Annotated in this window: 21 protein-coding genes; 7 read left to right on the top strand and 14 right to left on the bottom strand. The window is 68.3% G+C overall.

Going from position 1 to position 25,404, the window contains the following annotated elements; genetic code table 11:
• Window positions 1-34: 34 nt before the first annotated feature.
• Window positions 35-970, bottom strand: coding sequence for a hypothetical protein (locus MVF96_RS08005; RefSeq protein WP_247451828.1), 936 nt, complete (start codon window positions 968-970; stop codon window positions 35-37).
• A 162-nt stretch (window positions 971-1,132) separates the two neighbouring features.
• Window positions 1,133-1,903, bottom strand: coding sequence for an Ltp family lipoprotein (locus tag MVF96_RS08000; RefSeq protein WP_084817203.1), 771 nt, complete (start codon window positions 1,901-1,903; stop codon window positions 1,133-1,135).
• A gap of 193 nt (window positions 1,904-2,096) precedes the next feature.
• Between MVF96_RS08000 and MVF96_RS07995 the strand changes: the two genes are divergently transcribed.
• The gene (locus tag MVF96_RS07995; RefSeq protein ID WP_055474890.1) at window positions 2,097-2,615 is read left to right on the top strand and encodes an SRPBCC family protein; all 519 of its coding nucleotides are present in this window, start codon (window positions 2,097-2,099) and stop codon (window positions 2,613-2,615) included.
• A gap of 15 nt (window positions 2,616-2,630) precedes the next feature.
• On the opposite strand, the gene MVF96_RS07990 is transcribed toward MVF96_RS07995, so the two are convergent.
• Window positions 2,631-3,380 carry a hypothetical protein gene (locus MVF96_RS07990; RefSeq protein ID WP_055474891.1) on the bottom strand — a complete coding sequence of 250 codons (750 nt, stop codon included), beginning with the start codon at window positions 3,378-3,380 and terminating at the stop codon, window positions 2,631-2,633.
• A gap of 377 nt (window positions 3,381-3,757) precedes the next feature.
• Window positions 3,758-5,146 (bottom strand): IS1380 family transposase, encoded by a 1,389-nt coding sequence (locus tag MVF96_RS07985; protein WP_247451705.1) that lies wholly within the window; start codon window positions 5,144-5,146, stop codon window positions 3,758-3,760.
• A 131-nt stretch (window positions 5,147-5,277) separates the two neighbouring features.
• Between MVF96_RS07985 and MVF96_RS07980 the strand changes: the two genes are divergently transcribed.
• The 3 genes from MVF96_RS07980 (at window position 5,278) to MVF96_RS07970 (ending at window position 8,582) form a co-directional block, all read left to right on the top strand.
• A protein-coding gene (locus tag MVF96_RS07980; RefSeq protein WP_156354154.1) for an IS3 family transposase occupies window positions 5,278-6,577 on the top strand; the annotation gives its coding sequence in 2 pieces (ribosomal slippage) (window positions 5,278-5,564 and window positions 5,563-6,577; 1,302 coding nt in all).
• 104 nt (window positions 6,578-6,681) lie between these two features.
• Window positions 6,682-7,752: an ATP-binding cassette domain-containing protein gene (locus MVF96_RS07975; protein ID WP_058250745.1), complete on the top strand. Its 1,071-nt coding sequence runs from the start codon at window positions 6,682-6,684 to the stop codon at window positions 7,750-7,752.
• Window positions 7,749-8,582, top strand: coding sequence for an ABC transporter permease (locus MVF96_RS07970; protein WP_058250746.1), 834 nt, complete (start codon window positions 7,749-7,751; stop codon window positions 8,580-8,582). Before MVF96_RS07975 ends, MVF96_RS07970 begins: the two co-directional genes overlap by 4 nt.
• On the opposite strand, the gene MVF96_RS07965 is transcribed toward MVF96_RS07970, so the two are convergent.
• The 5 genes from MVF96_RS07965 to MVF96_RS07945 are packed head-to-tail and all read right to left on the bottom strand — an operon-like array spanning window position 8,564 to window position 16,807.
• On the bottom strand, window positions 8,564-11,791 hold the full coding sequence (locus MVF96_RS07965; protein WP_078112088.1) for an AfsR/SARP family transcriptional regulator: 3,228 nt from the start codon (window positions 11,789-11,791) through the stop codon (window positions 8,564-8,566). The two genes, MVF96_RS07970 and MVF96_RS07965, sit on opposite strands and share 19 nt — an antisense overlap.
• Before the next feature lie 28 nt (window positions 11,792-11,819).
• On the bottom strand, window positions 11,820-13,019 hold the full coding sequence (ilvA, locus tag MVF96_RS07960; protein WP_058250748.1) for a threonine ammonia-lyase: 1,200 nt from the start codon (window positions 13,017-13,019) through the stop codon (window positions 11,820-11,822).
• A gap of 49 nt (window positions 13,020-13,068) precedes the next feature.
• A complete protein-coding gene (locus MVF96_RS07955) occupies window positions 13,069-14,439 on the bottom strand; it encodes a hypothetical protein (protein ID WP_247451827.1) in 1,371 nt (456 codons plus the stop codon).
• Window positions 14,357-16,069, bottom strand: coding sequence for an AfsR/SARP family transcriptional regulator (locus MVF96_RS07950; RefSeq protein WP_247451826.1), 1,713 nt, complete (start codon window positions 16,067-16,069; stop codon window positions 14,357-14,359). Before MVF96_RS07950 ends, MVF96_RS07955 begins: the two co-directional genes overlap by 83 nt.
• A 30-nt stretch (window positions 16,070-16,099) precedes the next feature.
• Complete coding sequence (locus MVF96_RS07945) at window positions 16,100-16,807, bottom strand: PIG-L deacetylase family protein (RefSeq protein ID WP_058250750.1); 708 nt, start codon at window positions 16,805-16,807, stop codon at window positions 16,100-16,102.
• A 163-nt stretch (window positions 16,808-16,970) separates the two neighbouring features.
• Between MVF96_RS07945 and MVF96_RS07940 the strand changes: the two genes are divergently transcribed.
• On the top strand, window positions 16,971-18,077 hold the full coding sequence (locus tag MVF96_RS07940; protein ID WP_058250751.1) for a class I SAM-dependent methyltransferase: 1,107 nt from the start codon (window positions 16,971-16,973) through the stop codon (window positions 18,075-18,077).
• A 15-nt stretch (window positions 18,078-18,092) separates the two neighbouring features.
• Here the strand turns inward: MVF96_RS07940 and MVF96_RS07935 are convergent, their stop codons facing one another.
• Both MVF96_RS07935 and MVF96_RS07930 read right to left on the bottom strand, forming a co-directional pair.
• The gene (locus MVF96_RS07935; RefSeq protein ID WP_058250752.1) at window positions 18,093-19,265 is read right to left on the bottom strand and encodes a cystathionine gamma-synthase; all 1,173 of its coding nucleotides are present in this window, start codon (window positions 19,263-19,265) and stop codon (window positions 18,093-18,095) included.
• A gap of 10 nt (window positions 19,266-19,275) precedes the next feature.
• Window positions 19,276-20,670 (bottom strand): cystathionine beta-synthase, encoded by a 1,395-nt coding sequence (locus tag MVF96_RS07930; protein ID WP_078112090.1) that lies wholly within the window; start codon window positions 20,668-20,670, stop codon window positions 19,276-19,278.
• Between the two features lie 88 nt (window positions 20,671-20,758).
• On the opposite strand from MVF96_RS07930, the gene MVF96_RS07925 reads away from it, so the two are divergent.
• Window positions 20,759-21,694: an SGNH/GDSL hydrolase family protein gene (locus MVF96_RS07925; RefSeq protein WP_374193861.1), complete on the top strand. Its 936-nt coding sequence runs from the start codon at window positions 20,759-20,761 to the stop codon at window positions 21,692-21,694.
• A gap of 65 nt (window positions 21,695-21,759) precedes the next feature.
• The gene (locus MVF96_RS07920; RefSeq protein ID WP_211538189.1) at window positions 21,760-22,983 is read left to right on the top strand and encodes an acetyl-CoA C-acetyltransferase; all 1,224 of its coding nucleotides are present in this window, start codon (window positions 21,760-21,762) and stop codon (window positions 22,981-22,983) included.
• A 16-nt stretch (window positions 22,984-22,999) separates the two neighbouring features.
• Here the strand turns inward: MVF96_RS07920 and MVF96_RS07915 are convergent, their stop codons facing one another.
• From MVF96_RS07915 to MVF96_RS07905, 3 genes are all read right to left on the bottom strand, one after another.
• Entirely contained in the window at window positions 23,000-23,560 is a 561-nt protein-coding gene (locus MVF96_RS07915; RefSeq protein ID WP_211538190.1) for a DUF6790 family protein, read from the bottom strand.
• 133 nt (window positions 23,561-23,693) lie between these two features.
• Entirely contained in the window at window positions 23,694-24,560 is an 867-nt protein-coding gene (locus tag MVF96_RS07910; protein ID WP_055474978.1) for a Bax inhibitor-1/YccA family protein, read from the bottom strand.
• 144 nt (window positions 24,561-24,704) lie between these two features.
• Window positions 24,705-25,391 (bottom strand): TetR/AcrR family transcriptional regulator, encoded by a 687-nt coding sequence (locus MVF96_RS07905; RefSeq protein WP_058250756.1) that lies wholly within the window; start codon window positions 25,389-25,391, stop codon window positions 24,705-24,707.
• Window positions 25,392-25,404: the final 13 nt, after the last annotated feature.

Below are 25,404 nucleotides of genomic sequence, written 5' to 3'. Positions count from 1 at the left end.
ATCGAAGTCCAGGAGTCGAGTTGGGGTTCATCGGTCAAGCCGCGGTCAGTTTGTCCAACCACGGCCGGAGCAGATTGGCGAGCCCGCCGCGCTCGATCGTTCCCCACGTCCATCGGATCACCATGATCCCCTGTGCGCGCAGCGCATCCTCCCGACGCTTCTCCCGGATGAGTGCATCGCGCGGGCTCTCACCCTGGCGCAACAGTCGGCCGTACTTCTGTAGTCCGTCGAACTCACCGACAAGTGTTCCGTCCCAGTCGAAGTCGGTCCGCGCGTCTCCGGCGTCCGTCTGGAACGTGTGCTGCAGTCGCGGAGTCGGCAACCCGGCCTCGATCATCTGCGCCCGGCTCCACGACTCCCCGACACTCTCCGACGCACCGTCCGCATGCGCAAGGGCACGACGCGCGGTCCCCGCACCGCGCCAACGGTTCCGCGACGCGAGGATACGGGTCATCGTGGCGATGTCGGCGCCGGACGCTAGCGCGCGATCGAACACGGCCAGCGCTTGGGCGAAGTCACCGGACATCGCAACATCTACGGCGGTTCGCTCACGAGACGTGACCCTGATTCCGCCGATGTCGACCACCTCGTCGGGCGCCACCGGCCCGGCATGGACGATCCGTAACCCGTGCCCGAACCCGCCCACCTTCGACTTCTTCGTCAGATGCACGACCTCGCGTTCCGGGTGCAGCAGCGGCAGCTCGTGAACGGCTGCCGCCGAGTCGTGACTCAGGATCGACGCGTCACAGTCTCGAACAGACGTCGCGACCGCGATCGATCTCAGTCGGTACAGACGGTCACCCGGGTCCTCGGCGGACGCCTCGTCGGCCGCCAGTGCGCAGACCCCCGGGGCAAGACGAATCAGTTCGCCGCGCCGTACGGCGGCTGTCACAGCGTCGTCGTTGATGCCGAGTCGCAGCGTTGCCGTGCGGCGAATCAGCCCGTGTCTGTCGGTGGGAAAAGAGGTCATGACTTTAGGACGCACCAGGGCCGATATCGGATCCGCTTGCGAGGGTCGCTTACCCCACGACCGGCGAACCTCGACTCGACTCCTGGACTTCGATCGAAGTCCAGGAGTCGAGTTGACGTTCACCGGTTGCGACGACTCACGCCGTGTCGGTCGACCTGACCTTCAGGAATCAGCGTTGTCGGCCCCGTATGCAGCCTGTTCGGGCGTGAAACCTTCAAACTCCAACTGCTGGACGAGTCCCTGGCGTGACATGGGTGTCACGGCTTGGTACTCGCCGGCCTTCTTGGCCGCCTGCTCATTCCAGTTCACGTCTCCGTCAGACTCCAGTTTGTCCACCGCCACCGTGGCATCCGCGTTCGAGAAACCCTCGAACTCCAGTTGCTTGATCAAGCCGGACTTCGAGAATCCGGACAGGGACAGATAGTCTTCCGCCTTCGACACGGCGTTCTTCTGCTCAGAGGACAGGTCCTGCTCAGCGGGTGGCTGCGGCTCCGTAGCCTGTGCCGGCGTCGAGGCCTCGTCAGTCACGGAATCTTCTGCCGCAGTGGGTTTCTGAGGGGCGGACGAAACACCCGAATCAGCCGTGGTGTCCGTGTCCTCCGCCCCTCCGCCGGAGGTGGCGGCAAGAATGATGATCAGCAGGACCACGAGAGCCCCCAGGATCCAAGGCCACTTCTTTTTCTTCTTCGCAGGTGGGCTCGGGTATGGCTGCGGCGGAGCGCCGTACTGCGGAGCCCCGGGTTGCGGAGCCCCGGATTGCGGCGGAGCACCGTACTGCGGAGCGCCGTACTGCGGAGCGCCGTACTGCGGAGCCCCGGGTTGCGGAGCCCCGGGTTGCGGCGGCTGTCCGTACTGCTGCCCTTGATACGGCTGGCCGTACGGCGGCTGCTGACCCGCGTTGGGGTCGGGATTCTGGTTCTGGGGGTCGGTCATCGTATGTCCTCATCTACCGTGCGGCACCTGGGAAGCGGTCCCGCATCTGCACGCACTGTCGCACCGGGGTCCGACAGAACCGTTGCCGCACAGTGTCATCCGAACGGACGAACCTCCAGCCGCATCACCGTGCACCGTCGGGACCGAGGCACGCCCGACGCGCCGGTCATACGCCCGTGCTTCAATGTGACCCATGGCACGTTCCCATGAGCTGGAGTCCTTCGATCTCGACTTCTTCGACGATGCGCCGGTGCGGCACGTCATCGACGTGCGTCTGCCGGTCGCGCCGGAGCGCGCGTGGGCCGAGTTCACCCGTCAGCACACGCTGGACTGGTGCCGCGCGATCAAGAAGATCGAGTTCGTCTCACCGCCGCCGTACGGTGTGGGAACGCAACGCCGCGCGGTCCTCGGTCCCGGCTACGTGACCCTCGACGAGGACTTCTTCGACTGGACCGAGGACCCGGCGAACGGTCACTACCGCAACGGTTTCCGGGTCCTGAGGGCGAACGTCCCCGGCATCCGACGCTTCGGCGAGGCCACGGAGATCTTGCCCGCCGACATGGGTTGCCGACTCAAGTGGACCTTCGCGCTCGAGTTGCCCACCTCGTCCCGTGTGGTCACCGCGTTCTCCGGTCCCGCGTCGTCGACGGTCTACAAGACCATCGAGGCCGACACCCTCAAGCATTTCGCGAACCTCGAACCTGCGAAGTGAGTCACCGGCCGGTTGTCAGGCAACCACCGCGACGGCCGCCGAAGTTCGACCCGTCGTCGGCATAGGCGAGGCAGTCAGCGTGCCCCGGACCAGGTCATCGGCGAGACGCATCAGCACGCGAACCGATGGAGACGCTTGTGCGCTCCCCGTCCACGCAGGCTCGACCGCCACGGTGAATGCATCCACGTCGACGACCGCCGGGCGTCGCCCGTCGACCTCTGCAGAGCGGCAGAGCTTCCGGTCGCGGGTCAGCACATGCAGCGTGATCATGTCCACGACGGGCGGCGAGTTCTCCCCACCGAGTGTTGCTCGCCACCAGCACAAGCCGTCGATCCCGACGTCGCGATTGTCGAGACCCGGACATCTCTTCGATGGACGATGGCGTCCGGCGGACCTCTCGAACAAGGCGAGACCGGCGCTACCCAATGTTGGTAGGACGCGGGTGTCCACACCGCCATCCCCGGCGGTGGCTTCCTCGTTCCGCACGCCTGTGATCAGCTCTACTGCCGGGGCAGTGACCCAGTGCACCGGCGCGTCGGCGAGATGCAACACCGTCACCGCGAGGGACGAAGACCACCAGTTGATGAGCCTGAGGAGTCGGTCCGCCTCCTCGAGTGCGGCCTCCCTGTCGGTGTACTCGTCCGGATCGAGATGCAGCGAGCCATCGTCCGCATCGTTGAGATCTTCGGCCAGCAGACTCGCTTCGGCCTCGAGTTCGTCCAGCCGCCGGTAGGCCTTCCGTCGTTGCTCATGAAGGTCATCCATGAGCTCGTGACGGACGCGGTGAGCAATCCGTGGTGTCCAGGCCGCCTCGGCGGAGTGTGTGCGTCGTCCCATAGCGGGCAACGTAATCCGTCCCGCTATCGCAGCCGCACCGAGAATCCACAGCACAGACGCTCATCCACAGAACTCCTCGTGTCAGCCGCGTCGAATCCACGCCGGTCGCCCGTTGGCGGCGACGTGAATCACCCCTGGTTTGATGCCGCTTCCTTCTGAGCCTGGATCCGTGGAAGGAGTTCAGGTGGGGTGGGGTTGGGGCGCGTGATCGCCTGATTGTGTTGTGGGCGTGTGGTATTCGCTGACCTGTGTCAGCCTTTTCACTGGGGTTCCTTGGTGGTGGGTGGGCGGGTGGCGACGTCAGGTCAGGTGGTGTTGGCCGCGGCCCACAGGGTGGTGAAGGCGTGTTGGGTGGGCCAGTGTCGGGGTAGGTGCAGGACCGGTGTTCGTGCTGGTCGGGCTAGTCGGGCGGGTATCGCGATGAGGGTGCGGCGCAGCGTAGCGCCCCGCGCGGCTCGCAGTGTGGGGGTGTTGGTGAGTGCGGCGAGGGTGCGCATCAGGTTGTGGCTGATCGCGGTCAGGGCCAGCCAGGCGGCGTTGGCGCCGAACCGTCCGGAGGGCAGATGCGCCAGTGGTCCGTCGATGAGGTCGGCGAACACGGTTTCGATGATGGCGTGGCGGCGGTGGATGAGGTCGGCGGTGACGGTGTCGTCGGTGGTGTTGGTGAAAAACGAGTGGTACCGCCACGCGGGCATCAATGTGTCGGTGCCGGCGGGGTGGTGGGCTGTGACCCGACGCACGATCAGTCGCGCGGTGACCGGCTGGGCGGAGTCCGGTTGCACGGTGTAGGTGGTTTCGGCGACTTCGGCGTCAGAGATCAGTTCGCCGGTGTCGGGGTCGGTGACCGCCCCGGGATAGTGCACCGGGGTCCAGGCGTCGTCTCCGATCGCGGTGATGGCGCGGGTGATCGCGGTATTGGTGCGCAGGACCAGCGAGAACGTCGCTCCGAGGCGTTGACAGGTACGCATCACCGCAGCGGTGCCATAGGCGGCGTCGCCGCGCACGGTGATCTCCCCGCTCGCCCCACACCGGCGTGCGGTGGTCAGGGTTTCAGCGATCATTCTCGCTGCCCCGTTCCCGGAAGCGGTGCGCCCGGCGCGTAGCCAGGCGTTGGCGATCACCGGGGCATGCCCGGCTGCGGACAGGGTGGCGATTAGTGGGGACAACCCTTTGCGCAGGAGTTCACGCCCGGCGATTTTGGCGTGCCCGTAGGAGCCGCCTTCTTTCTGGTAGCCGTAGACCGGGCGTAGTAGTGAGTCAATGTCGACAAATACCTGGGACCCGTCGGTGGGCAGCAGACCCGCCGTGGCGCACATCGCCGGCAATGTGTGGGTCATCACCGCGTTGAGTTGCCGGGCATGTCCGGGGGTGAACTCGCGCAGCGTTTGTCCGATCGTGGCTGGGGCGTACACGCGGTCGAACAGGCGGGTGTGCCCACCACTGCGGACCCTTCCGAGGTCGTCGATACTGTCAGCGCCGCAACACAATCCGGCGATCACGGTCAACAGTTTCGCCTCGAGGTTGGCCCCGGCGGAGGCGACCTGGGTGGTGCCGAGATCGACCCGTTCGCCCAGCAGGGACGCCAACCCGGTCGACTCGGCCACTCTCATGACCGGTACCAGCCCGGCGTGCGACACCAGGTTATCGTCGTCGAAGACCGCGGACTCGGCGGAGAACGTGTGCGATACTTTCACTGAAAATGCCTTTTGACTGGTTTGTTTTGTTGTCTCAACACCACCAATCATTCCAGCTCAGAGGGCATTTTCACGTTATCGACACCCCGCACCCGTCCACGGATCCAGGCTGAGTCAGGAAGGATGAGCTCATGCCTAAAAAGATCGATCCAGAGGTCCGTTCGAGGGCTCTGCGGTTGCTGGAGGCCCACGGCGGCGAGTACACGTCGTTGACTGCCGCTGCCGAAGCGATCGCTAAGCAGGTCGGTGTCGGCGGGGAGACGGTACGTAGGTGGGCAGTGCAGGCGCAGGTCGATGCCGGCGCCCGCTCCGGGACCACCTCGAAGGAGTCCGCCGAGATCAAGCGTCTCAAGGCGGAGAACAAGCAGTTGCGAGAAGACGTTGCCATTCTGAAGGCGGCGACAACTTTCTTCGCGGGGAACTCGACCCCCGCAACCGATGATCGTGGCGTTCATAGATCAGATGCGCAGCAACGGTTTTGCGGTCGAGTCGATCTGCCGGGTCCTGCGTGAGCAGGGCTGCATGGTTGCCGCACGAACCTACCGGGCATGGCGAACACGAATGCCTGCTGCTCGTACCGTCTCCGACGCTCACGTCGTCGATGCGGTGCGCAATGTCGTCTGGCGCACCGATGACGACGGCCGACGGAAGATGACTCCCGAGGGCCTCTACGGGCGGGTGAAGATGCGCGCCCATCTGCACCGCACAACACTGCCTGGGGTGTCCTACGGCGCTGTTGATCGAGCAATGAAAATGCTAGGCCACAACGGAATTCGAAGATCCAAAGGGGTCCGCACGACCGTCCGCTCCGCTGACGGTGTACGCGCGGAGGATTTGCTGAACCGACAGTTCAGTGCCGCCGAACCCAACCGGGTCTGGGTGACCGATTTCACCTACTGCCGGACATGGGCCGGGTGGGTGTACGTGGTGTTCATCATCGACGTGTTCTCCCGTCGAATCGTGGCGTGGCACGCATCGACATCGAAGACAGTCGAGCTGGTGACGGTCCCGCTTCGGATGGCGCTGTGGCAGCGCAAGCGGGAAGGGCATCCGGTGAAAGCTGCTGAGCTGATTCACCATTCAGATGCCGGAAGTCAGTACACATCGGTTACACTGACTGAACGTCTGCGACTCGAAGACATCGCCGCGTCGATCGGAACGGTCGGGGACGCCTACGACAACGCGCTGGCCGAGTCGGTGAACGGCTTGTACAAGACCGAGTGCATCCGGACCACGATCTTCCACTCCGGTCCGTACAAGACAGTCTCCGACGTCGAGTTCGCGACCGCTGGTTGGGTCGACTGGTACAACAACAGCAGGCTGCACTCGAGTATCGGCCAGATCCCCCCGACCGAGCTCGAAACGCTTCACTACGCTGGCCTCGGCCCCGAGGACCAGCCCACATTGGAGGCGGCACAGAACCTAGGGTGATTCAACGTCCCTCCGGAGCGTTCTGCGGGACACTTCGCCCCAACGACAGCGCCACGTAAGCCGACGCAAGCCCGACGACAGGCGACGGCGCCACAGTTGTCGGCATGACAACGACAACCACTCCCCGGCCCGACGTCGGGTCGGCCCGGTCCCTCCGCACCGACCTCGCGATCGACGCTCGCGGCCTCGTCAAACACTTCGGTTCGACCCGCGCGGTCAACGGCGTCGACCTCGCCGTGCCGACCGGATCGGTGTACGGCGTCCTCGGCCCCAACGGTGCGGGAAAGACGACCACCGTCAGCATGCTGGCGACCCTGCTGCGGCCGGACGCCGGAGAGGCGCGCGTGTTCGGCTACGACGTCGTCGACGACGCGGTCGCCGTGCGCTCGCTCGTCGGCGTCACCGGTCAATACGCCTCCGTCGACGAGGACCTCACCGCCACCCAGAACCTGGTGCTCTTCGCCCGCCTGCTCGGCTTCTCACGGACCGCGGCCCGCTCGCGCGCAGACGAGTTGCTGGAAGCATTCGCCCTCACCGACGCCGCGGCTCGACCGCTGAAGAACTTCTCCGGCGGTATGCGACGGCGCCTCGACCTCGCGGCCAGCCTGATCGACACCCCGCCGCTGCTGTTCCTCGACGAACCGACGACCGGCCTCGACCCGCGAACCCGCGCCCAGATGTGGGACACGATCCGCCGGCTCGTCGCCGGCGGATCGACAGTCCTGCTCACCACCCAGTACCTCGACGAGGCCGATCAGCTGGCCGACCGGATCGCCGTCATCGATCACGGCCGCGTCATCGCCGATGGCACGGCTGACGAACTCAAGCACTCGATCGGCGCCAGCACACTCCAGCTCGTCGCGGCCGACCGTGCCGACGCACCCCGCGTGTGCGAGATCGCCGAGTCGATCCTCGGGCAGAAGGCCACGTTGAGTCCGGAGGCCGCGCGGACGACCGTGCCGCTGAGTTCGGCCGAGCTTGTGCCCGACGTCCTGATCGCACTGCGCGAGAACGGGATCGGCGTCGAAGAGATCACCGTGCAGAAGCCGAGCCTCGACGAGGTGTTCCTCACCATCACCGGTAGGCCCGCGGAATCCGACGCCGACACCGGCGCACCCGGGCACCGGCCATCCGACACAGATTCTTCCGACACCACCCAGGAGGCCCGTTCATGACCACGACCCTCGACAATCCCCCGTCGACCTCGATCACAACCCGCGCCGCACGCGCGCAGGTCAAGACCTCCATCAGCCTTGCCGAGTCGTTCCGGCAGTCCTTCAGCATGGCCTACCGCGGTGTGCTCAAGATCCGGCACAACCCCGAACAGCTCTTCGACGTCACCTTCCAGCCGATCATCTTCACGCTGATGTTCACCTACATCTTCGGCGGCGCGATCAGCGGCAACGTGGAAGCCTATCTCCCGGTGATCATTCCGGGCATCCTCGTGCAGACCGTGATCATGACCTCCATCGTCACCGGCACCCAGTTGCGGGAGGACATGGACAAGGGCGTCTTCGACCGGTTCCGTTCGCTACCGATCGCCCGGATCAGCCCACTCGCCGGCGCCCTGCTCGCCGACGTCATCCGCTACTCCATCGCCACCGTACTGACCGTCGTGATGGGCGTGCTGATGGGCTGGCGCCCCGATGTTCTCGGTGTCATCGCCTCGGCCGCACTCATCATCGTGTGCAGCTTCGCGGTCTCGTGGATCTTCGCACTCATGGGCTGCCTCATGAGCAAAGCATCAGCCGTGCAGGGCATCTCGATGATGATCATGTTCCCCCTGACCTTCATGTCGAATGCCTTCGTCCCGGTCGACAGCATGCCCGGTTGGCTGCAGGGCTTCGTGAACGTCAACCCGGTCAGCCATCTGGTCACGGCGGTCCGCGAACTGACGAACTCCGGTCACGCCGGAATCCACGTCGTGTGGGCCCTGATCGGCGCCGCGGTGATCACCGCGGTGTTCGCACCACTCGCCGTGCGGGCCTATATGCGAAACGCCTGATCGTGCAGTAGTCGCTGCAGCTCCTCGACGGCCACGTGGCGCGGCACCGCAGGGTGTCGCGCCACCCCGTCCTTTCCGGCCTGCTCCTGTGTCCAGTGCCATGCCCAGTCCAGCGACGGGCAGTCTCGTCGTCCGGGCAGACTCACCGCCAACTCGACGAGGCGTCGGCCGACGGAATCCGTGGGGCGGCCGGCGTTCCACAGCACGGTGAAGGCCGATGCCACCGTGCCCGCCTGCGGCAGGTCCTGCCACCCCGGACCGAACGTCATGTCGTCGAGTCCCTTCACCATTTCCGGAACCAGCTCCCACGCGGCGTCGACATCTCCGCTGCGGACGAGGCCCGCGACGGCGGCGGACACCACCATGAGCACCGCGGGGTCGGCGACGCCGAAGGGGTGTTCCCGCAGCATGACCCGTGCGGCGCGCAGAAAACCCGCGGCCACCTCCGGATTCGACGCGCCGTCTGCGAAGGCGAGTTCGGCAACACCCAGCAGAGCGGGCCCGATCACCTCCGGATTGCCCTGTGGGTCCTCGGCCTCGAGGTCCCAGTCGTCGGTGATCACGTGGAGTTCGCGACGCGCGTCGTCCGGGAAGTCGCCGGCGAGCAAGGTGAGGACCAGCATGGTCCTGATCTGGCGGACGTCTTCGACGGCGCCCAGTGGTGCCAGCAAGTCGATTCCGGCTCGATAGGTCGCCGCGGCTTCGGAATACCTGCCCTGCTGTCCGTACAGACCGCCCGTGCTCGACTGCCGCATGCCCTGGAACCACGAGGCGTAGCGGCTGCCCGCGAGCCATCGGCCGGAAGCCGTCGAGTCCCGGAGTGCCGGACCGACCAGCCCGCGATTCTCTCGGAGATGTGACCGTAGCGTCAGGGCCAGTGCCCGGACCTCGTCGTCGACCGCGGTCTCGGCCGCCTCGCAGATGATCCGGTACGCGCCCGTCGACGTCGAGGCCAGCGCCACGGCCGACAGGAACTCGCTCGCCCGGTGGAATGTGAGGTGGGCACGATGGAGCGAGCGCAAGAGGAACCGGGCGGTGGCCTGCACTCGGAGTTCGCCCGTCATCATGCCGTGCACCGCACCGACGATGGCGGTCACCTGCCAGTTCTCGCGCAGGGCGTCGTCGGGTGCCGCGGGTGGGCGCGGTAACGCCATCAGGACCCGCGCGCCCCACGCGCGCGTCTCCCCGTGCAGACCACGAACCGTCCAGTGATACGCCAGTGCCGGGTACAGCGTCGTGAGTACCGCGACGATGTCGTCGGTGGGCGCCACGACCGCGGACTCGCAGGCCGACCGGAGAATCCAGGTCAGGTTGTCGGCCTCCCGGGCCAAACCGCCGGCACCGGCGGGGTGGTCGCCGTTCTCGGCCAGGTCGCGCATACGGGAAACGAATTCGATGGCCCAGCCACGCATTTGCGACTCGACCCGGGCCGCCAGGTCGGCGGCCATCCGGGTCTCGCCGAACTCACGAACCATCTCCAGCATGCGGAAACGGACCGAACCGTCGGTCTCCACGACCGACAGCAGCGACTGGTTGGTCAGACTCTCGAGGGTGTCGTCGAGAACCGTCCCGGAGGCCCCGGTCACCGCCCGGGCAGCCGATCGGCTGAACCCACCGGGAAAGCGGCACAGCTGCACCAGCGCTGCCCGGCCGGCGTCGTCGAGCAGTTCCCAGCTCCACTCGATCACCGCGTAGAGGGTGCGATGGCGATCCGGCGTCGTGCGGTCGGCGGACCGCAGGAGCGCGAACTTCTCCCCCAGGCGGTCGGCGATCTCCTCGACCGTCATCGTCCGGATCCGGGCCGCCGCCAGCTCGATGGCCAGCGGCAGTCCGTCGAGGTGGCGGCACAGCTCGACGACGCGCCCCGCGGGCAGCTCCGCGTCGGGACGCACAGCCCGAGCGCGGGTCCGGAACAATTGCACCGCAGATGAATTCACGTCCACCGCCGCAAGTACGGGTAGCTGATGCACCTGCTCGCCGACGATGGCCAGCGGCGTTCGGCTGGTGGACAGGACGCGGACGCCGGGCACGGCCGCGGTGAGTTCGGCGACGATCCGGGCGCACGCGCCGATGATCTGCTCGCAGTTGTCGAGGATCACCACCGACGCCCGCTCGCGCAGCGCGTCCTCGAGACGTGCGGTCAGGTCTCCGGGGGTCATGCGGGGACGGCCGGTTGCGGAGAGATCGGATTCGCCGACCCCGAGCGTCGCGGCGATCGCCGGGATCACGTCCTCGCCGGACCGCACCGAGGCGAGCGACACGAAGTAGACCGGGGCGCCCGCCGCATGCAGCCGATGGCCGATCTCGGTCGCGATCCGCGTCTTGCCGACGCCGCCGGGACCGAGCACGGTCACCACGCGCCCGGTGTCGAGCATGCTCGCCACGGCGTCGAGGTCGGCACCGCGTCCGATGAGTTCGGTGGTGGGCGAGCGCAATCCGACGGCACGCACCGGCCGTGGCGCGCTGATCTCAGGTGGTGATGTCGCGGTGAGGATCTCGGCGTGGACCCGCGCCATCTCGGTACCCGGGTCCGTCCCCAGCTCGGTCGACAACCGCCGTCGGAGCCGGTCGAACACCACGAGCGCGTCGGCGGCGCGGCCTTCCCCGGCGAGCGCCCGCATCAGGGCGGTGTGTGCCGGCTCGTCGAACGGGTCTCGCGCGCAGCGTTGTTCGGCGATGGATCGCGCGGTCGCGAAGTCACCCTCGGCGAGCGAGGCCGTCAGCTGCGCACCGTCGAGCGCGTCCTGGGTACGTCGAATGCGTGCGGACAGTGTCACCGTCACCGGGGACCCGTCCCCGAGATCGTCTCCGGGCACGCCGCGCCACCACTGCCGGGCCCGGTCGTGGGCATCCCGGCCGCCTTCGGCGAGCAGCGTGTCGACCACGTCGAGGTCGGTGCGGCTGTTGCGCAGTCGATAACCGTTCTCGGTGCCCTCCAGAACCCCCTCGGGCAGGAGCTTGCGCAGCCGGGACACCTGGGTGTGCAACGCACTGTGCGGCGAACGCGGCGGATCGTCAGCCCAGACGTGGTCGATGAGGCGGTCCGCCGAGATCACGCGCCCGTCGGCGAGGGCGAGCGACACGAGCAGGCGTCGGGCCCGCAGCCCCGGCACCGCGACGAGCCGATCGGGGCTCTCGGCGCCCACCGGGCACGCGCCGACCGCGATCGGGCCCAGCACACCGATCAGGGCGGGTCCGTCGGCAGCCACCCAGACAGGTTAGCGCCGACGTTCGCCCTCAGTCCCGCAGGAACCCCGCGTCGGCGAGGGCCCGCCGGACGTCGTGCTGGTGGTCGTGTCCGCGGGTCTCGACACTGACGGTCACCTGCACCTCGCCGAGATACAAATCGTCGGCGACGCGGGAATGGACGACGTCGAGCACACTCGCGCCGAGGTCGCGGAGCAGTTCCAGCAGTGCGACCAGTCCACCGGGCCGGTCGGAGACGGTCGCGGTCACGGTCAGGAATCGTCCGGCGGCGGTCAGGCCGTGGGTCGTCACATGGCGCAGCAGCAGCGGGTCGATGTTGCCGCCGGACAACACGACGCACACGGTCCCGGACAGCGCGAGCCGACCGCTCACCGCCGCCGCCACCGCCGCGGCCCCGGCAGGCTCGACCACCAGCTTCGCCCGCTCCAGCATGAGCAGCAGCGCGGTGCTCAACTCTTCCTCGCTGACCGTGACGATCCGGTCGACGAACTCGGAGACGTGCGCGAACGGGACCTTCCCGGGTGTCGCGACGGCGATGCCGTCGGCCATGGTGTTCATCGCCGCGACCGGCGTCGGTCGCTCCTCGGCGAGTGATGTCGGCCAGGCCGCGGCCTGCGCCGCCTGCACGCCGATCACCTCGACCTCCGGTCGTCGCAGACGCGCCGCCGCGGCGACGCCGGCGAGCAGCCCACCGCCGCCGAGTGGCACGAGAATCGTTGACACGTCCGGGATCTGCTCCAGGATCTCGACGCCGACCGTCGACTGTCCGGCAACGATGTCGAGATGATCGAACGGGTGGATCAGAGCCGCGCCCGTCGTACCGGCATGACGCTGCGCCTCGACGAGCGCCTCGTCGACGGTCGATCCGGCGAGCACCACCTCTGCGCCATAGGCTTTCGTCGCGGCGATCTTCGGCAGCGCGGCTCCGACCGGCATGTAGACCCGTGAGGCGATCCCCAGTTCCGATGCCGCCCAGGCGACTCCCTGCGCATGATTGCCCGCACTGGCCGCGACGACCCCACGGGCACGTTCCCCCGCCGACAACCGCGAGATACGCAGGTACGCGCCGCGTGGCTTGAAAGATCCGGTGCGTTGCAGGTTCTCGCACTTGAGCCACACCTGCGCACCGCTCCGCTCGGACACCACCCGCGACGCGATCGTCGGGGTCCGCCGGATCACGGACGCAAGCTCGTCGGTCGCGCGGTCGACGTCGTCGGCAGTCAGCAGCATGCGACCAGTATCGGCCATCTCCGCCCTGCAGGAGCCACCCGAGGAGACGTCATCGCGCCGCCGAGCTCCCGCGGTCGTCCGATGACGTCGACTCCCTGATCTCTCGGAGTTCGCGCATCGCCCGGTCGAGCACGACTTCGGTGTCGGCGTGGACCGTGTTGTCGGCGTGCACCAGGTCCCCGAAAGCACGGTCCGCGGCACCTCTGCGTGTGTCGAAGGCCGCGGCGGGGTCGAGATCGGCACACTCGACGAGCAGGTCGGCCACGTCGATCCGGCCCCGGACGCGCAGCAGTGCGGCGGCGTCGCGCGCCGTGGTCCACAGCTGCGTCGGCTGACCGCTGTCGCGCCATGCCCCGAGCAGGACGACGTAGGCCTCCGCGGCACGCGCTACATCGCCGACGCGGACGAGACACGCCGCCGCGCCGACACGAGCGACCCCGACGATGAACGTCGCCCCGACGCCGGCGGCCCGTTCGTGGGCGCGTTCGTAGAGGGCGAGCGCGCTGGACGGGTCGTGCGCGGACAGCAGCTCGCCGTGGACGTAGTCGAGGAAGGCGTGCTGCGACGGCCCCGCCGACGGGTCCAGCGTCGACCGGGCCTCGGCCAACAGCCGGGCAGCCCCGCTCGAGTCACCGGAGTACGACGCGGCGAGCGCCGCAGACGCGAGGAACGCCGACCCCAGGGACGGGTGTGTGCCGCAGCGGGTCCATTCCCGTACCGCCACCGCGAAGTCGCCACGGAAGTGCGCGACCGCCGCCCTGGCCGCCCGCGCGCCGACCAACGCGGGCGCATCCGGATCCGGTGGTGCCCCGGAGGCATCGGGACGTAGGGCGGAGGTCGCGAAGTCGACGGCGAGGTCGAACTCGCCGACGAGCCGCGCGGCCTCGGCCGCCGCGGACAGCATCTCGGCGCGATCGGGATGACCATCGAGCCACGCCGAACGCGCCGATTCGACGGCCCACGTCCACAATTCGTTGAGGTTGCGCCATGTGCTGATCAGCGACAGCGATGTCGTGATCGCCACGAGTACGTCGACGCGTCCGCGCGCCAGTGCCAGGTCCCGCGCCGACCGCAGGTTGTCCATCTCGGCATGGAGACGCTCATTCGCCTCGAACTCCGCGACGCCGAGCCACTCGTCGCCGATGTCCCGCACCGTTGCGACACATTCGTCGAGGAACCGGTCCTCGGCCGCGGCGAGCACGCCCGCACGGTCGAGGTGATCAAGCAGATGGGTGCGGATGAGATGCACGAGACGGTATCTGCCGCCCGACGCGTCGGCGACGAGCAACGAGCTGTCGATCAGACGGTGCAGGGTCTCCACCGGGTCGAGCCCGCCGTCACCTCGCGTGCCGATGCCCGCTGCGCCGACGACCTCCGCTTCGACGCTCAGTGCGACGGATTCGAACGTGCGCAGCGACACACCGCCGGGAAACGGTGCGAGGGCGGCGAGTACGGCTTGATCGACCACGCTCAGCCGTCGGAATGACATGTCGATGCTGCTGCGGAGCGTCAGCCGCCGCTGGTCGTCGGCTCCGGTTCCCGTCGCGAGATCGAGTGCACCATCGAGCATTCGGGCCACGGCCGATCGGCATCACGGCGGCCTGACGCGCCGCCAGCTCGATGCCGAGCGGGAGCCCGTCGACACGGCGCACGACGTCGACGAGGTCCGTGAGCTCACGACTCGACACCGCGAAGGTCGGATTGCGTCGCAGCGCGTGCTCGACGAACGCGCGCACTGCAGGCTGCCGAACGACCGCGTCGACGTCGTCGACGCGGGTGGGAAAGGTCAGGGGCTGCAGACGCAGGACGTACTCGGCGGAGAGTGAGAGCACGACTCGGGAGGTGGCCAGGATCCGCACTGCAGGAGCCAGTTCGACGATCGCCGCGACCAATTCGCGGCAGGACGACAACACATGTTCGCAGTTGTCGAGGACGAGCAGGAGCGACCCGTCGACGGCGCGCGCGATCGCGTCCACGGAAGCACCCACCCCGACCTCGAGACCCAGGGTGGACACCACCGACGGGAGGACGCGGTCGGCTCGCGCGACCGCGGCGAGGTTGACGACGGCAACGCCGTACCCGGGGAACACCGCGGGGTCGGCGGCGACGTCGAGCGCGAGACTGGTCTTGCCGACGCCGCCCGTACCGGTCAGGGTCACGACCCGATGCGCCGACAACAGCCGGATGATCTCGGCGCGTTCTCGCTCCCTCCCCACCAGAGGCCCGGCCGGCGCAGCAGGTCGACGCCGCGACGTCACGCCGGGCCCCGGATTCGTCTCGGCCTGCCCGTATTCGGAGCCCGCCGCCACCCGCTGCTCGAGCGACGCGAGGGCCGGGCTCGGATCGAGACCCGTCCGCTCGCGCAACCGGTCGCGGAACTCCATCGCGACCGCCATCGCGTCGCCGACACGCCCGTCGGCGGCGAGTGCGCGGATGAGCAGTCGTGCCGAACTCTCGCGGAGCGGCGCGGACGCGACACCGGCCCTCGCTGTCGCGGTCGCGCTCGGGTCGCGGCACTCCACCAGCGCTTCGACGTGGGTGTCGGCGAGCCGATTGTGGAGGTCCTCCAACGCAACGCGTTCGGTGTCCAGGTCCGGGATGCCGGCGAACTCGCCGAGCGGCTCGCCGCGCCAGAGTTCGCGGGCCCGGACGGTCAGACGGAGACGCTCGGCGGGATCGGGCGTGTCGGCGGCGGATGCGAGCAGGTCGCGCACGATCGTCACATCGACGACGGACACCCGGAGCCGGTAGCCGTCGGGGCGTCGTTCCAACAGATCGGCGTGTCGGCCGAGATGGCGTCGCAGCCGGGACACCAGATTGTGCAGTGCGGCAATCGGTTCCCGCGGCAGATCGTCGCCCCACAGCGCGTCGACGAGCCGCCCGATACCCATGCCGTGCCGGCCGGCGACGGTCAACAGCGCGAGCAGGGCGCGTCGTCGTTCCCCGGGGACCGCGACCTCGGCACCGTCGACCCGCAACCTCAGTGCACCCAGCAGGCCGACCTCGACCGCGGGCGACACGTGCCCGTCTTCGGTTTCGCGCACCACCATCCCGATCGTCGCTCTCTGTTCTCCGACGGCCTATGCAGGATGAGCGTAGGTCTCCACCGACACCCATGTTCGATATCGCTCGAGGCCGATCGCCGCGGCCAGGTCCGCGGTCTGCGAGCGCTGAGCCAGCAGGGCTCGCACCTTACGGTCCAGTTCGGCCCCGTCGAGATCGATTCGCAACGCGACCATCTCCTTCGGACACTGGCGCGGCCCGCCCAGCGCCCACATGTCGAACTCACGGGCGAGGTCGAACTCGATCCCCCGCCCGGTGCCCACCGGGTGAAGGATTCGCGGGCAGGTCGACGAACGGTCGACGGCGAGGCGGACCCACCGGTTGACGGTGCGGTGGTCGGGGTGCCCGGTCACGCCGTCGGGACCGAAGGTCAGGACGGTGTCGGGTGACACGTCGTCGAGGAGGGCGGTGATGCGTCCGACCGGGCCGCTCTCGTCGATCGCCGCCAGTGAACCGTCGGGTAGGTCCAACCAGTGGTGCTCCTGGATGCCGAGCTCGATAAAAGCCTTCTCAAGCTCGCCGGTCCGGACCAGGGCGAGCTCCGAACGCTCTGCGGCGGTGGCATTCTCGTCGGCCGCTTCGCCGCGGGTCGCGGTCACGCACACCACGCGCCCACCCGCGTCGCGGACGGCGGCCATCACGCCGCCGGCGAGGTAGGTCTCGTCATCGGGGTGAGCCCAGATGGACATCACGGTGCCCAGGTCGCTGATCTGTGTTGTTCTCATGCGTCGACGGTCTCCGAGCCCGCTGTCACGGGGCTGTCACCATCGGCTCACCGCCCAGCGGGTCACGGTCCGGTCATGACAGCGCCGCGACAGGACGCCGGCGCACGCTCGGTGCACACGCCGCCCGGCGTGGTTACGACATCGCACACGAGAGGTTCATCCCATGACCACCACACACGCCGCCGGTTCCGGCACCGCGACCGACTTCGCTCGGGTCGAGGCCTTCGCCGGCCAGGTGAGCGCCGATCTCACCCATGCCTATCACTCGATCAGCACCTACCTCGGCGACCGCCTGGGACTGTGGCGGGCTCTGGCGCAACTCGGTTCGGCGACGAGCGCCGAGCTCGCCGAACGCTCGGGACTCGCCGAACGGTATGTGCACGAATGGTTGTGCGTGCAGGCCGCGGCCGGATACGTCCTGCTCCACGACGCCGGCGATGACGCCGCGAATGGCCCAGAGGTGTTCGTGTTCCCCGCCGAGCACGCGATGGTGCTCGCCGAGGACAACAGTCCGGCGGCGATCGTGGCCGGCTTCGAGGTCGCTGCCGCGGTGTGGTCCTCGGTCGACCAGCTCGCGCATGCGTACGCGACCGGCGACGGCGTGCCCTGGCACGCCCACGATTCCCGGCTGTTCTCCGGCGTCGAACGGTTCTACGGCACGATCTACCGCGCGTCGTTGCTCAGCGAGTGGGTTCCGGCGATCGACGGCCTCGGACAGCGCCTCACCGACGGCATCCGCGTTCTCGACGTCGGGTGCGGGTACGGGGTCCCCACGATCCTGCTCGCCGAGGCCTTCCCGAACTCCACGTTCGTCGGCGTAGACAGCCACGAGGAGTCCGTCCGGCGCGCCACCGCAGCCGCCCATGCGGCCGGGGTCGACGACCGGGTCCGCTTCGAGGTGGCCACGGCCCAGTCGTACGCCGGCGACCACGACGCGATCATGATCTTCGACGCCCTGCACGACTTCGGCGATCCGGTGGGTGCGCTCGCACACGCACGGTCGTCACTGCGTCCCGGCGGTCAGGTGATCGCCGTCGAACCGCTGGCGCACGACACACTGGCCGAGAATCTGACCAATCCCGTTGCACTGCTGTTCTATTCGGGTAGCTCATACCTCTGCGTACCGCACAGCATCGCCGACGGCACGACCTCGCTGGGCGCCCAGGCCGGCCCCACTCGACTGCTCGACACCTTCCGGGCGGCCGGTCTGACCTCGGCGCGTGTCGCGGCGACCACTGCGTCGAACCTGCTCCTCGAGGCGCGGGTCTGACGCCCACCCGACTCCTCAGCGCAGCGCGTTCTCCAGGTCCCCGAGGAGGTCGTCGATGTCCTCGATACCGACCGAGAGCCGGACGAGGTTGGCGGGGACCTCGAGGAGCGATCCGGCCGTCGAGGCGTGCGTCATCGCACCGGGGTGTTCGATCAGCGACTCGATGCCGCCGAGCGATTCGGCGAGCGTGAACACCTCGGTGCGGGCGCAGAACTCCTTGGCGGCGTCGAGCCCGCCCTTGACCAGCACCGACACCATGCCGCCGTAGCGCTTCATCTGTTTGCCCGCGACCTCGTGGCCCGGATGGTTCTCCAAGCCCGGGTACAGGACGGCGTCGATCTTGTCGTGGCCGCTCAGATAGTCGACGACCTTCTCCGCGTTGTCGCAGTGCCGGTCCATCCGGACGCCGAGGGTCTTGATGCCGCGCAGGGTGAGGAACCCGTCGAACGGTCCGGGGACCGCCCCGGCGCCGTTCTGCAGGAACGCGAACGCCTCGTCGAGCTCCTCGCTGTCGGTGACCAGTGCGCCGCCGACGACATCCGAGTGCCCGCCCAGGTATTTGGTCGTGGAGTGGAGCACCACGTCGGCGCCCAGGACGAGCGGCTGCTGCAGGTACGGCGAGGCGAAGGTGTTGTCGACCACGAGCTTCGCGCCGGCCTCGTGCGCGACGGCGGCGAGGGTCTCGATGTCGCCGACGTTGAGCAGCGGGTTGGTCGGCGTCTCGGTCCAGACCAGCTTGGTCTCCGGCCGGATGGCGTCGCGCACCGCGGCGACGTCGGACACCGGGGCCACCGAGTAGGTGATGCCCCACTGGCTGAACACCTTGTCGATGAGCCGGAAGGTGCCGCCGTAGGCGTCGTTGGGGATCACCAGATGATCGCCCGGCCGCAGCGTCGAACGCAGAACGCAGTCGGTGGCGGCCATACCGGAAGCGAAAGCCCGTCCGTAGGTGCCGCTCTCGAGCGCAGCGAGATTGGCTTCGAGGGCGCGTCGGGTCGGGTTGCCGGTGCGCGCGTACTCGAAGCCGTCGCGCAGTCCGCCGACGCCGTCCTGGGCGAAGGTCGAACTGGCGTAGATCGGGACGTTCACCGCCCCGGTCTGCGGATCCGGATCGTAGCCGGCGTGGATGGCGCGGGTCGAGAAGCCTTGCCAGCGAACCGAATCCGCGGCACTGCGTCGTTCACTCACGGTGATGCTCCTATCCGACGATCGGGTGGCTCGACACGAAGGCGAGCAGGTCGTGGCGCGTGATCACGCCGATGGGCTTGCCGTCCTCGACGACCATCAGCGCGTCGCAGTCGCCGAGCGCCTTGGTGGCCGCCGACACCGGTTCGCCGGAACCGATGAGCGGGAACGGCTCTCCCATGTGCGCCGACACCGGGTCGGCGAGGCTGGCACGACCTTCGAAGACCGCGCTGAGCAGGTCGCGCTCGGTGACCGCACCCGCGACCTCGCCGGCCATCACCGGTGGCTCGGCGCCGACGACCGGCATCTGCGAGACGCCGTACTCGCGCAGGATCTCGATCGCGTCGCGCAGGGTCTCCTGCGGGTGGGTGTGCACGAGGTCGGGCAGGGCGCCGGTCTTGCCGCGCAACACATCTCCGACGAGGGATTCCTTGGTGGTGGCGTCCAGCGGCGTCCGCAGGAAGCCGTAGCTGCTCATCCACTGGTCGTTGAAGATCTTGGCCATGTAGCCGCGGCCACCGTCGGGCAGCAGTACGACGACGACGGCGTCGGGTCCCTCGCGTTCGGCGACCTGCAGGGCCGCGACCACCGCCATCCCGCACGAGCCGCCGACGAGCAGCCCTTCCTCGCGGGCGAGACGCCGGGTCATGTCGAACGAGTCGGCGTCGGAGACCGCGATGATCTCGTCGGGGATGTCCGGGTCGTAGGCCGACGGCCAGAAGTCCTCCCCGACACCCTCGACGAGGTAGGGGCGCCCGGTCCCGCCGGAGTACACCGACCCCTCAGGGTCGACGCCGACGATCTTCACCGAGCCGCCGGACACCTCCTTGAGGTACCGGCCGGTGCCGGTGATGGTGCCGCCGGTGCCGACGCCGGCCACGAAGTGCGTCACCTTGCCGTCGGTGTCGGCCCAGATCTCGGGACCGGTGGTCTCGTAGTGACTCTGCGGACCGGCCGGGTTCGCGTACTGGTTGGGCTTCCACGCACCGTCGATCTCGGTGACCAGGCGGTCGGAGACGCTGTAGTAGCTGTCCGGGTGGGACGGCTCCACCGCGGTCGGGCAGACGACGACCTCGGCACCGTAGGCGCGCAGGACGTTGCGCTTGTCCTCACCGACCTTGTCCGGGCACACGAACACGCACTTGTAGCCGCGCTGCTGGGCGACGAGCGCCAGGCCGACGCCGGTGTTTCCCGACGTCGGTTCCACGATGGTCCCGCCCGGCTTCAGCTCACCCGAGGCCTCCGCCGCGTCGATCATCCGCACGGCGATGCGGTCCTTGCTGCTGCCACCGGGATTGAGGTACTCGACCTTGGCGGCGACCAGGCCCGATCCGGGTGAGGTCACCGAGTTCAGCTTGACCAGCGGGGTGTTGCCCACCAGGTCGACGACGTGATTGGCGATGCGCATGTGTCCATGGTCCCAGAGCCACCGCGAACAGCGACACCCGGCCGCTGCCCCAGTCAGCAGATCCCGCTGAACGCCTAAACTGGCACTCGTGTCCGGTTCGAGTCGTCGAGGAATCGTCCCCGCCAGGATCGTGCGCGACGTCGGCGCGACAGCGGTTGCGACCGCGGGCGCGGCCGGCGCCGGCTGGGCCGCCTACAACCTGTTGAACAGTCAGGCCGCCGAGGCCCGCGTGGTGATCCCGCACCGTACCGACAACGCCCCGGACGGCGACGGCGTGTACCGCCCCGACGGCACCAGCGCACGTTTCACCCGGGACACCGTGTACGACCTGTATCTCGTGGTGTTCGGGGACTCGACCGCGGCCGGACTGGGTGCCGAGACCGCGGACGAGACGCCAGGAGTCCAGATCGCCCGCCGCGTGGCCGCGGAGACCGATCGGGTGGTCCGCTACGCCAACAAGGCCATCGTCGGCGCGACGTCGAAGGGGCTCGCGGCCCAGATCGAGGCGATGTTCGTCCATCACGAGCGACCCGACGTGGCCGTCATCCTCGTCGGCGCCAACGACGTCACCGCCCGCAACAGTCCGCTCCCGTCGGCGCGCCGGCTCGGAGATGCCGTCCACGCACTCGTCGACGAAGGCGCGAAGGTCGTCGTCGGCACCTGCCCGGATTTCGGCGTGGTGACCGCGATCCCCCAGCCCCTGCGAATGGTGTTGCGACGCTGGGGACTCACGCTGGCGGCGGCGCAGCGATCGGCGGTCCGGGCCGCCGGGGGGCGGCCGGTCCCATTGGCCGACCTGCTGACCGAGGAGTTCCTCGCGCGCCCCGAGCACATGCTGTCGCCCGATCGATTCCACCCGTCGGCCGCGGGGTATGAGCTCGCCGCCGACATCCTGGTGCCCGAGGTGCTCGCCTCGATCGGCGAGTGGGGTCCGACGCCGCTGCCCGAACCGCCGAAGGTGTCCGAGGCCGTCGAAGAAACACGGTTCGTCACACGTCTCAGGAGACGCCTGACACGTCGGTGACCAGCCACGACCCGGGCTGACCGGCCTCGCGACCAAGCAGATGCTTGGTGCGGTAGTTTCGAGGTATGCCTGAAGCCGTCATCGTCGCCCACGCCCGTTCCCCGATCGGCCGCGCCGCCAAGGGATCCCTCAAAGACATCCGACCCGACGAACTGTCCCGTCAGATGGTCGAAGCCGCGCTCGCCAAGGTGCCGGAGCTCGACCCGGCGCTGATCGAGGACATCCACTGGGGCATCGGCCAGCCCGGCGGACAGGGCGGTTACAACATCGCCCGGGTCATCGCGGTCGAGCTGGGTCATGACCACATCCCGGGCGTCACGGTGAACCGCTACTGCTCGTCGTCGTTGCAGACCACCCGGATGGCGCTGCATGCCATCAAGGCCGGCGAGGCCGACGTCCTCATCTCCGGTGGCGTCGAGAGCGTGTCGAGCTTCGGCATCTCCGGCGGCGCCGACGGCGCACCGAATTCAAAGAACCCGCTGTTCGACGACGCGATGGCCCGCACGGAGAAGGCGGCCGCCGGTGACGCGGGCATCTGGCACGATCCGCGCAAGGACGGGGTCATCCCGGACGTGTACATCGCGATGGGCCAGACCGCCGAGAACGTCGCCTCGTTCACCGGCATCTCGCGCGAGGACCAGGACAAGTGGGGCGTCCTGAGCCAGAACCGCGCCGAGGAAGCCATCAAGTCCGGTTTCTTCGAGCGGGAGATCGACCCGGTCACCCTGCCCGACGGCACGCTCGTCACCGCCGACGACGGCCCCCGCGCGGGCACGACCTACGAGAAGATCTCGCAGCTCAAGCCGGTCTTCCGCCCGGACGGCACGATCACCGCGGGTAACGCATGCCCGCTCAACGACGGCGCCGCGGCGCTGGTCATCATGAGCGACACCAAGGCGAAGGAACTGGGCCTCACCCCGCTGGCGCGCGTTGTCGCCACCGCGGCCACCGGCCTGTCGCCGGAGATCATGGGGCTCGGTCCGATCGAGGCGATCCGAAAGGTGCTGCGGGTCTCGGGGATGTCGCTGTCGGACATCGACCTCGTCGAGATCAACGAGGCCTTCGCCGTGCAGGTCCTCGGTTCGGCCCGTGATCTCGGCATCGACCACGACAAGCTCAACGTGTCCGGCGGCGCCATCGCCCTGGGTCACCCGTTCGGGATGACCGGCGCCCGCATCACCACCACCCTGCTCAACAACCTGCAGACCCGCGACAAGACCTTCGGCATCGAGTCGATGTGCGTGGGTGGCGGTCAGGGCATGGCCATGGTCCTCGAGCGCCTCAGCTGATCAGTGCTGGAGCGCCTCAGCTGAGCGAGGCCGTCTCCGTCTCGTCGACATCCCTCGCCGCGTTCGGTCCCAGGACCGCGACGCTGCGGGGGGTCGTTCGCCGGTACACGAACCAGGCGATGACGACGGCACCGACGATGTAGATCTCGGCGGGGATCGCCCAGACGTTGTTCGTCGCGGTGTTGTCGTGGATGTAGTACTGCGAGATGTGACCGGCGAGGTCTCCCCCGTAGCTGATCGCCAGTGCCCACACGGCGGCGTCGAGCCATCCGCCACGATTGCGCACCCGGTAGCAGAGCACGCCGAGCACGCCCACGGCGATGTCGTTCCACCCCAGCTCCCACTGGAACATGGACGGGATGAAGTCCGGCCCGATGCCCTCGGCGATCTCGGGGGCGTTCGGGCCGACGTGGCCGACCCCGGCGAGGATGCCGAATGCGCCGCCGGGGACGAGTATCCAGAGCAGCACGAGTTCGGCTGCGCGGCCGACGGTGCGTCGTCGCGTCGATCGGTCCACCAGTATGTGTACGACGGCGCCGATGATCATCAGCGCCAGCTGGATCAGAAAGAACACCATGTCCGCACGGTAGAACCGCGGTGATTGGGTTGTTCCCGCAAACGCACCGGGTGGCACACTTTGTCGCCAACCGACCCTGACGCGACAGTGGCCCCGCACCTGCCGAGGTGCGGGGCCACTGTCACATGACTGACTAGTCGGAGTTGAAGTAGGTCAGCAGACGCAGGATCTCGACGTACAGCCAGACCAGGGTGACGGTCAGGCCGAGTGCCACGCCCCAGGCGGCCCGGTCGGGTGCGCCGGCGCGGATCAGGCGATCCGCGGCGTCGAAGTCCAGCAGGAAGCTGAACGCGGCGAGGGCGATGCAGACCAGCGAGAAGATGATGGCGATCGGGCCACCGTCGCGCAGGACTCCGGCCTCACCGGTGAACAGACCGATGACCAGGTTGCCGAGCATCAGGACCAGGACACCGATCATGCCAGCGAACAGCATGCGGGTGAATCGCGGCGTCACGCGGATGGCGCCGACCTTGTACACGAACAGCATGCCGAAGAACACACCGAAGGTGCCGAGGACTGCCTGTCCGATCAGCGCACCGGCCGAGGTGTCACCGGCGACCGCCCAGTTCGCGAACACGAACGAGATGGCACCGACGAAGAGGCCCTCGAACGCGGCGTAGGCCAGCACGATGGCCGGGTTGTCCTGCTTGCGACCGAAGCTCGCCACGAGGACGAGAACGAGACCGGCGATGGCGCCGACCAGCATCAGCGGCGTGGCGAGAGCCGCCTGGGCGGCCTCGGTGGCGCGGCTGCTGATCGCGAAGTACGTGGCAGCGGCGGCCAGCGTCAGCACTCCGAGCGTGATCGCGGTCTTGGTGACGACGTCGTCGATCGTGAGCTGACGAGTGGCCGGCGGTGCCGGCTGGGTGTAGGGGTCAGTGGCCTGACCGAACTGGTTGGCCGCGGCGCCGGCGCCGGCCATGCCGGCCCCGAAACCCGCGTATCCGGATTGATTGTCGCGGACCACGCCGCGCATCACCGGATTGCTGCTTTCTCGCACGAAGCGCTCCTTCATCGGTACGGATGTCTGCCGTCTCAACGTCGGGCCGTTTCTGAGAGTTCCCTGACGAGAGCTCGCAACGACCGAGTCGACGTCGACTTTACCGACTCTTGACCCTTCTGTCGTCAGACACCCGCCACCGGGTCAGTTCACCCGGTCGCGCAGCGACCTCAACCGGCGGCCCACTGCGGTCTGATCGATACCGCCGTCGGTCGCGAGCGAGGCCCGGCCCAGGCACATGGCGGTGAGCATGGCTTCCGCACGCGCGAAGTCGTCCCCCCAGGCGAGACCCGGTTTGGCGAGCATCAGCGACGCGATCCCGTGGGCGGCGGCCCAGAACTCGAGAACGATGTCGGCGATCTCGGCGTGATCGAACACCCCTTCGTCGGCCAGCTCGGTGACGGTTCCGGCGAACCGCGAGTACGCACTGGCGGCGAGTACCTCGTCGACCTTCGACGGATGCCCCGCGGAGGTGGGCTTGCCGAACGCCACCCGGTAGAGCACCGGGGTGGCGACGGCGAAGCGTACGTAGGCCATCCCCTGGTTGAGTGCGCGCCGGAAGGCGTCGTCGACGCCCTCCGACGCGGCCGCCATCTCGTCGTCGAGACGCTCGAAGTAGCGCGCGCACACGGCGTCGAGCAGGGCTTCCTTGTCGGCGAAGTGCAGGTAGATCGACGGCGGTGTGACACCGACCCGGTTGGCGACCGCACGGATCGACATCGCGGTGTCGTCACCGTTCTCCACCAGCAGCTCGCCGGCCGCCTCGATGATCTCCTCCGCGAGGTTCTCTCCGGACCCGCGCGGTGATCTCGCTCGTCTACGTGTCGTCACTGCACTCCTGCAC

This window comes from Gordonia hongkongensis (genome assembly GCF_023078355.1).
Lineage (GTDB): Bacteria > Actinomycetota > Actinomycetes > Mycobacteriales > Mycobacteriaceae > Gordonia > Gordonia hongkongensis.
The sequence above is the reverse complement of the archived record's forward strand: the minus strand, read 5'-3'. Positions and strand labels throughout refer to the sequence as shown.

Bases quoted from the DNA above. Each gene is read 5' to 3' on its own strand.
- MVF96_RS08005 (WP_247451828.1), bottom strand. From the start codon at position 970: ATGACCTCTTTTCCCACCGACAGACACGGGCTGATTCGCCGCACGGCA.
- MVF96_RS08000 (WP_084817203.1), bottom strand. From the start codon at position 1,903: ATGACCGACCCCCAGAACCAGAATCCCGACCCCAACGCGGGTCAGCAG.
- MVF96_RS07995 (WP_055474890.1), top strand. From the start codon at position 2,097: ATGGCACGTTCCCATGAGCTGGAGTCCTTCGATCTCGACTTCTTCGAC.
- MVF96_RS07990 (WP_055474891.1), bottom strand. From the start codon at position 3,380: ATGGATGACCTTCATGAGCAACGACGGAAGGCCTACCGGCGGCTGGAC.
- MVF96_RS07975 (WP_058250745.1), top strand. From the start codon at position 6,682: ATGACAACGACAACCACTCCCCGGCCCGACGTCGGGTCGGCCCGGTCC.
- MVF96_RS07970 (WP_058250746.1), top strand. From the start codon at position 7,749: ATGACCACGACCCTCGACAATCCCCCGTCGACCTCGATCACAACCCGC.
- ilvA (WP_058250748.1), bottom strand. From the start codon at position 13,019: ATGCTGCTGACTGCCGACGACGTCGACCGCGCGACCGACGAGCTTGCG.
- MVF96_RS07950 (WP_247451826.1), bottom strand. From the start codon at position 16,069: ATGGTGGTGCGCGAAACCGAAGACGGGCACGTGTCGCCCGCGGTCGAG.
- MVF96_RS07945 (WP_058250750.1), bottom strand. From the start codon at position 16,807: ATGAGAACAACACAGATCAGCGACCTGGGCACCGTGATGTCCATCTGG.
- MVF96_RS07940 (WP_058250751.1), top strand. From the start codon at position 16,971: ATGACCACCACACACGCCGCCGGTTCCGGCACCGCGACCGACTTCGCT.
- MVF96_RS07930 (WP_078112090.1), bottom strand. From the start codon at position 20,670: ATGCGCATCGCCAATCACGTCGTCGACCTGGTGGGCAACACCCCGCTG.
- MVF96_RS07920 (WP_211538189.1), top strand. From the start codon at position 21,760: ATGCCTGAAGCCGTCATCGTCGCCCACGCCCGTTCCCCGATCGGCCGC.
- MVF96_RS07915 (WP_211538190.1), bottom strand. From the start codon at position 23,560: ATGGTGTTCTTTCTGATCCAGCTGGCGCTGATGATCATCGGCGCCGTC.